Annotated in this window: 6 protein-coding genes and 2 rRNA genes; all 8 read left to right on the top strand. The window is 69.7% G+C overall.

Translation table 11 applies throughout. The features are described 5' to 3' along the window. Positions 1-90: ribosomal RNA gene (locus ACIBI9_RS11190) — 23S ribosomal RNA — on the top strand; the annotation flags it as partial. Between the two features lie 72 nt (positions 91-162). Beyond that, a 5S ribosomal RNA gene (gene rrf, locus ACIBI9_RS11185) occupies positions 163-279 on the top strand. A 143-nt stretch (positions 280-422) separates the two neighbouring features. Continuing rightward, the gene (locus ACIBI9_RS11180) at positions 423-1715 is read left to right on the top strand and encodes a bifunctional folylpolyglutamate synthase/dihydrofolate synthase (protein WP_397221846.1); all 1293 of its coding nucleotides are present in this window, start codon (positions 423-425) and stop codon (positions 1713-1715) included. Between the two features lie 20 nt (positions 1716-1735). After that, entirely contained in the window at positions 1736-2053 is a 318-nt protein-coding gene (locus ACIBI9_RS11175; RefSeq protein WP_397221806.1) for a DUF4233 domain-containing protein, read from the top strand. A gap of 9 nt (positions 2054-2062) precedes the next feature. Beyond that, entirely contained in the window at positions 2063-3526 is a 1464-nt protein-coding gene (locus ACIBI9_RS11170; RefSeq protein WP_397221805.1) for a hypothetical protein, read from the top strand. 154 nt (positions 3527-3680) lie between these two features. After that, positions 3681-4091: a nucleoside-diphosphate kinase gene (ndk, locus tag ACIBI9_RS11165; RefSeq protein ID WP_138720277.1), complete on the top strand. Its 411-nt coding sequence runs from the start codon at positions 3681-3683 to the stop codon at positions 4089-4091. Between the two features lie 381 nt (positions 4092-4472). Next, a complete protein-coding gene (locus ACIBI9_RS11160; protein ID WP_397221804.1) occupies positions 4473-5504 on the top strand; it encodes a rod shape-determining protein in 1032 nt (343 codons plus the stop codon). Next, entirely contained in the window at positions 5504-6397 is an 894-nt protein-coding gene (gene mreC / locus ACIBI9_RS11155; RefSeq protein WP_397221803.1) for a rod shape-determining protein MreC, read from the top strand. The genes ACIBI9_RS11160 and mreC overlap by 1 nt, the downstream gene beginning before the upstream one ends. The last annotated feature ends 510 nt before the right edge of the window (positions 6398-6907 follow it).

The following is a 6907-nucleotide window of genomic DNA, read 5'->3' as shown; positions in this document are numbered from 1 at the left end:
TCCCGGTAGACGACCGGGTTGATAGGCCGGAGGTGGAAGCGCGGTAACGTGTGGAGCTGACCGGTACTAATAGGCCGAGGACTTGACCACAAAGCAGACTTTCTAGTCGTTGCTCGCGTCCATTATGTGATTCTGAGACAGCAAGCAGCTGTTTCGCAGGGTTACGGCGGTTATGGCGGGAAGGAAACACCCGGTTACATTCCGAACCCGGAAGTTAAGCTTCTCTGCGCCGATGGTACTGCACTCGGGAGGGTGTGGGAGAGTAGGTCGCCGCCGGACAATCTTTGGAGGGGGTTCGACGCCTTGGGCGTCGGACCCCCTTTTTTTTGTGCGCGTCCACGTCGTCACGGCCCCCAGTCGGGACCGCTTCCGGCGGTCAGTAGGGTTGAGGTGTGGATTATCGTGCGGTTGAACGCGCGATCATGGAGCGCGGCGTCGAGTGGGATTTCGAGCCGACGCTCGACAGGATCGCGGCCCTTCTCGATGTGCTCGGCTCGCCGCAAAGGGCGTACCCGGTCATACACATCGCGGGCACCAACGGAAAGACGAGCACGGCCCGGCTCGCCGAGGCCCTGCTCAAGGAGCGCAATCTCAGGGTGGGGCGGTTCACCAGCCCTCATCTGGTGTCGGTGCGCGAACGGATCACCGTGGACGGCGAGCAGCTGAGCGAAGAGCGGTTCGCGGAGGTCTACGAGGAGATCATCCCGTATGTCGAGCTGACAGACACTCAGGGGCGGCGCATCCAGTTCTTCGAGCTGCTGACCGCCATGGCGTTCGCCGCCTTCGCGGACACCCCGGTCGACGTCGCCGTCATCGAGGCCGGCATGGGCGGGTCCTGGGACGCGACGAACGTGGCCGACGGCATCGTGTCCGTCATCACGCCCATCTCGCTCGATCACACCGACCGTCTGGGCCCCGACATTCCCAGCATCGCCGGCGAGAAGGCGGGCATCATCAAGCCCGGCACCACCACCGTGCTCGCCCAGCAGGAGCTGGCCGCGGCCGAGGTGCTCATGCGGCGGGCCGCCGAGGTCGGCGCCGTCGTGGCCCGTGAAGGGCTCGAGTTCGGCGTGCTCAACCGGGAGGTGGCCATCGGCGGGCAGCTGCTCACCCTGCGCGGCCTCAAGGGCGTCTACGACGAGGTCTACCTGCCGCTCTACGGCGCGCACCAGGCGAGCAACGCGGCCTGCGCGCTGGCCGCCGTCGAGGCGCTGACCGGCGGTGACGACCCGCTCGACGCCGATCTCGTACGGCAGGCGTTCGCCCAGGCCGCCTCGCCGGGACGGATGGAGGTCGTGCGGAGGACGCCGACAGTCGTGATCGACGCGGCCCACAACCCGGGCGGCATGCAGGCGACCCTGGAGGGGCTGCACGAGGCGTTCGACTTCGCGAAGGTCGTCGGGGTCGTCGCGGTCATGCGGGACAAGGACGTCGACGCGCTGCTCGAGCTGCTCGAACCGATGCTCGACGAGATCATCGTCACCCGTAACTCCTCGCCCAGGTCCATGTCGCCGGAGGAGCTCGCGTCCCTGGCCGAGCCGCTGTTCGGCGAGGAGCGCGTACATGTGGTCGACCGGCTCGACGACGCCATCGACCAGGCCATCGGCGTTGCCGACGCCGCGGGCGAGTTCAGCGGCATGGGCGTGTTCATCACCGGATCCGTTGTGACGGCGGGCGACGCGCGGCAGCTGCTCAAGGCGGATGGTTCGCGATGAATTTCCAGGTGACTCCGGGTATGCGCAGGCTGGGCGCCAGCGTGCTCGGCATGGAGGCCATCGTGGCGGGGCTGATCACGCCCGTGGCGATCACCGTGGGCGGGGTGGCACCCGCGCTCGCGGTGACCGCCGGCATCGGGCTGGCCGTGCTGTGCGTGGTGGCCGCGGGCCTGCTCAAGCGGCCTGTCGGCTACGTCCTGGGCAGCCTCGTACAGGTGCTGGCGATCGGCACGGGCTTCCTCGTGCCGATGATGTTCTTCCTCGGCGCGATCTTCGCGGCGCTGTGGATCACGGCGATTATCGTCGCTCGCCGTGTTGAGGGCGCTACTTCCCGCTAAAGTCGGCGCATGACCGTCCCCCCGATTCAGCGGTCGGCCGGGCCTCGGGTCCCATGGCTGCTCGACGTGACGCTCGGGCTGCTCGTCGTTGCCGCGTTGCCGCTGGCGATCGTCACCGTTCCCAACACGCTCTCCGTCGTCGCCAAGCTGCTGCCCGGCGACATCGACCAGGTCGGGCTGATGCGCACGCACGGGCTCGCCCTGCCCGCGCTGATGCTGACCGTGCCGCTGGCGGCGGTGGTGCTGCGGCGCGTGCAGGTGGTTCACGTGGTGCTGGCGGGGCTGGCGCTGGTGGCGCTGTCCGACGTCGCCGGCGGGTACGCGGGCTCCGAGCTCCTGGCCGGAGTGGTGCGGGTGCTGCGCGGTGTCGGCGCGGGCCTGGTCGTGCCCGCCACGCTGGCGGCCGTGTGGGACCGCGTGCTGGTGCTGCGGGCGCTGTGGGTGGGCGTGTTCAGCCTGAGCCTGCTCGCGGCCGAGGCGCTGGCGCTGTGGCCGCTCGACAAGGCGAGCAGCTGGCGGGTCACGCTGCAGCCGTACCCGATGCTGACGGGGATCGCGCTGGCCTTGGCGGGTGCGTACCTCGTCATCTGGATCCTGCTCGGGCGGCCCGCCGCGCCGATGCTCAATGACGGGGAGCGGAGCCGGCTGCTGCTGGCCGCCGTGCCGGCGGCGGGCATCGCGGTCGTGGCGATCAGCACCGCGACCGAGGGATGGCGGGCCATTCCGGTGATCGTGCTGGCGGTGGTGGCCGTGGCCGGGCTTCTGGGGCTGGCCACGATAGGGGCCGCGGAGAGCCGTACGCTGGCGTACTCCATGGTGGCGGTCGGCGTGGTGCTGCTGCCCAGCGCGGCCCAGGTCACGCTGGTGGAGATGGGCGGGCTCGGCGGGCCTGGGCTGAGAGGGCTCTGGGTGCCGTACGCGGTGGCCGGGCTGCTCGCCGTCGGCGCCTCCGCGGCGGTGCGGCGGTTCGCGCGGGGTTCCGGACGGTGGCTGACGCCTCTGGGGCTGCTCGCGATGGTCGTGGGGCTGTGCTCCGTACGGCTCGTCGTTCCGTCGGCCGACGGGTTGGTGCTGGCGGTGCCGTTCACGCTGCTCGCCGTCGGGGCGGCGGTGGCGTTGACGTCGGCGCTGCAGGAGGTGGGGATCGGGACGGCCGTCTTCGGGCTCTCGCTGTGCGTCGCGGGGGTGCTGGCGGGGTTCCTGCTCGGTACGGGCGTGCAGATGGCGATGCTGGACGGGGTTTCGTCGGCCCAGGAGCTGGTCGACAGCTTCGTCGGCGCGCTGCACTCGTGGGCCCTGATCGGCGGCTTCCTCGTCGTGCTGGTCATCGTGCTCTCCACCGTGATGGCCCGGCGGGGTGCCGCCAGGCCCGCGGAGGGCGCCGACAAGGCGGAGGCCGAGGAAGAATCGGCCGGTTCGGTGCCCGCCGTGCCGCCGCAGGGCCAATCGCCCGAGGACACCGCCTCTCCATGACGCCGTTCCCGTAGGAAAACGAGGGTGGGGGCGCGGGACGGTAAGCTGAGGCCCAAGCCACGGCGACGCGTGGGCCCGTCCCCCGCGAAGCATCCCGCGGCCGGGCCGGGCGCCCGTGATCGCGATCCTCACTCTGTTCGAAGGAGAACTCCAAGTGTCCGAGCGCACTCTTGTCCTGATCAAGCCCGACGGGGTTAAGCGCGGCCTCATCGGTGACGTGATCGCCCGTGTGGAGCGCAAGGGCCTCAAGGTCGTGGCGATGGACCTGCGCACCCTCGACGCCGACACGGCCAAGTCCCACTACGCCGAGCACTCCGAGCGGCCGTTCTTCGGTGAGCTCGTCGAGTTCATCACGTCCGGGCCGCTCGTCGCCATGGTCCTCGAGGGCCCGCGCGCCGTCGAGGCGTTCCGCGCGCTGGCCGGCGCCACCGACCCGGTCAAGTCGGCCCCCGGCACGATCCGCGGCGACCACGCTCTCGAGATCGGCGAAAACGTCGTCCACGGCTCCGACTCGCCCGAGTCCGCCGCCAGGGAGATCAAGATCTTCTTCCCTGACCGTTTCTAGGCGATTCCGTTCGCTAAAGGGCGCCCGCGCAGCCTGTCGCTGCGCGGGCGCACGTTTTTGTCGGGCGCCTGCCGTAGGGTGGCGGGGTCTTGGTGTGCGGGGCCGATTTCGTGGGCGAGGCTGGGGCGGGATTTTGTCGGGGCTTCCGCGTACGGTTGGCAAGGTCGATACGTGAGGTCCTGGGCGGATGGGCGTTTTGGATCGTTCCAGCAAGCGATCGGGTGTTGTGGTGCAATCCGGGCAAAATTGCGGTTGAGGTAGGGGCTGGAGATTTTTGTGGGGCGCGAGGGCTCATTGCGCCCATCGGTGGGTACGTCACGTTACGATTCGAATTCGATCCGTAATCATTCGCGAACGACGTTACGGAGGGCTCCGTTCGCCATGGGCAGCAAGCTCGCGTTTCTCGGCCGTGACATGGCGGTCGACCTGGGCACCGCCAACACGCTGGTCTACGTGCGCGGCCGAGGCATCGTGCTCAACGAGCCCTCAGTCGTAGCGATCAACACCGCCACGGGCAAGATCGTGGCCGTCGGCATCGAGGCCAAGCGGATGATCGGTCGTACGCCTGGCAACATCGTCGCCGTCCGCCCGCTCAAAGACGGCGTGATCGCCGACTTCGATGTGACTGAGCGGATGTTGCGATATTTCATCCAGAGGGTGCACCGACGTCGGCATCTCGCCAAGCCGCGCATCATCATCGCCGTACCGAGCGGCATCACCAGCGTGGAGCAGCGCGCGGTGAAGGAAGCCGGATACCAGGCCGGCGCCAGGAAGGTCTACATCGTCGAGGAGCCCATGGCCGCCGCCATCGGGGCCGGGCTCCCGGTGCACGAGCCGACCGGAAACATGGTGGTCGACATCGGCGGGGGCACCACCGAGGTGGCGATCATCTCGATGGGCGGCGTGGTCACCAGCCAGTCGATCAGGATCGGCGGCGACGAGCTCGACCAGGCGGTGATCGCGTTCGCCAAGAAGGAACACTCGATGATGCTCGGCGAGCGCACCGCCGAGGAGATCAAGATCGCGATCGGCTCGGCCGGCCCGACCGGGGAGGAGTCGCACGCGGAGATCCGCGGGCGCGACCTGGTCAGCGGGCTGCCCAAGACGATCGTCGTGTCGAGCGAAGAGGTCAGGAAGGCCATCGAGGAGCCGGTCAACGCCATCGTCGACGCGGTCAAGACCACGCTCGACAAGTGCCCGCCCGAGCTGTCCGGCGACATCATGGACCGCGGCATCGCGCTCACCGGCGGGGGCGCCCTGCTCAAGGGGCTGGACGAGCGCGTCAAGGCCGAGACGGGCATGCCCGTGCACCTGGTCGAAAACGCCCTCGACTCGGTCGCCATCGGCTCCGGCAAGTGCGCCGAGGAGTTCGAGGCGCTCCAGCAGGTCCTGGTGCCGGAGTCGCGGCACTGATGAGAGATTCTCGCCATGCGCGGCTGATCCTGGGCGGGCTGCTGACGGCGGCCCTGATCATCCTGACCGTCGACCATCGCACTGGCGACAGCTCACCGCTGCGGCCGCTGCGGACGGCTGCGGCTTATGTGTTCGGCACAGCGGAACAGTTCGGCGGGGGGCTGGTGCGCCCCGTCGGAGGGTTCGTCCGCGCCCTGGTGAACGCGCCAAGCGCCCAGGACCGCATCAACGCGCTCAAAGCGGAGAACGCCCAGCTGCGGGCCGGCCTGGTCGCCAGCAAGCTCGACGCGACCCGCTCCAAGGAGCTCAAGCAACTGCTCGGCCTGTCGGGGGCGGGCGGATACAAGGTGGTCCCGGCCAACGTGGTCGCCCGGCGCGGGCTGCCGGGCTTCGAGGACGCCGTCCAGATCGACGCGGGCACGAGTGACGGCATCCGTACGGAGATGACCGTGCTCAGCGGCGAAGGTCTGGTCGGGCGCGTCGTCAACGCCGCCCCGCACAGCTCGACCGTCGTGCTCCTCAGCGACCCGGCCTCGGCCGTCGGGGCGCGGCTGGAAGGGGGCAAGGAGATCGGTGTGGTCCATGGGGTGGGGGAGAACGGGCGGCTCGTCCAGTTCCGGCTCCTCGACTCCACGGCCCCGCTGACCAGCGGCGCGCGGATCGTCAGCTTCGGTTCGCAGAACGGCAGCCCGTACGTGCCCGGGGTGCCCATCGGGGTGATCGAGCGGGTGGAGTCGACGCCGGGGGAGCTGACCCGCATCGCGTACGCCCGCCCATATGCGGATCTGTCCGCGCTGGACGTGGTCGGTGTGGTGGTGGAGGCGCCCAAGCGGGATCCGCGTGACGCGGTGCTGCCCGCCAAGGCCCTGCCTGCCGCGGAGGTATCGCGATGATCGGGCGGCGGGCGGTTCCGCTGCGCCTGCCGACCAATGGGCACGGTGATCCGGACGCTCGCGGAAACGGCGATGCCCGTCTGGCCATGGGGTGCGGTGCCGGCCGTCAGGCGGCGAGGTGCGGCGCTGGCGGGTATCTGGCCGTGTGGGGTAATGGCGGGTGCCTAGGCGTGCGGTGCAGTGCTGGCAGGTGTCTGGGCATGTGGGGTGCCGGTGGGTGTCTGGACTGGCGGTGCAGTGCCGGCGGGTATCTGGGCGTGCGGAGCGCTGGTGGGCGTCTGGACATACGGTCCAGTGCGGGCGGGTGCCTGGGTGCGCGGTGGGACGCTGGTGGGCGTGCGGACGTGCGGTGGGGTGCTGGCGGGCGTGTGGGCGCGTGTCAGGGCGGCAAGGGCCGTCTGGAGCGTTCCATCAAGCGTCGGCGCCGCGCGTCTCTGAGAGCACTTGTGGCGGCGTCTGACGAGGGCTGGGCGTGGACGGTACGGAGGCCGTCGGGATGGGTCGGCCCTC

The sequence above is a fragment of the Nonomuraea sp. NPDC050451 genome (genome assembly GCF_044458585.1).
This window is presented reverse-complemented; position numbering and strand designations above follow the sequence as displayed.

Excerpts from the sequence above, each read along its gene's own strand:
- ACIBI9_RS11180 (WP_397221846.1), top strand. The coding sequence starts at position 423 with ATGGAGCGCGGCGTCGAGTGGGATTTCGAGCCGACGCTCGACAGGATC.
- ACIBI9_RS11175 (WP_397221806.1), top strand. The coding sequence starts at position 1,736 with ATGCGCAGGCTGGGCGCCAGCGTGCTCGGCATGGAGGCCATCGTGGCG.
- ACIBI9_RS11170 (WP_397221805.1), top strand. The coding sequence starts at position 2,063 with ATGACCGTCCCCCCGATTCAGCGGTCGGCCGGGCCTCGGGTCCCATGG.
- ACIBI9_RS11160 (WP_397221804.1), top strand. The coding sequence starts at position 4,473 with ATGGGCAGCAAGCTCGCGTTTCTCGGCCGTGACATGGCGGTCGACCTG.
- mreC (WP_397221803.1), top strand. The coding sequence starts at position 5,504 with ATGAGAGATTCTCGCCATGCGCGGCTGATCCTGGGCGGGCTGCTGACG.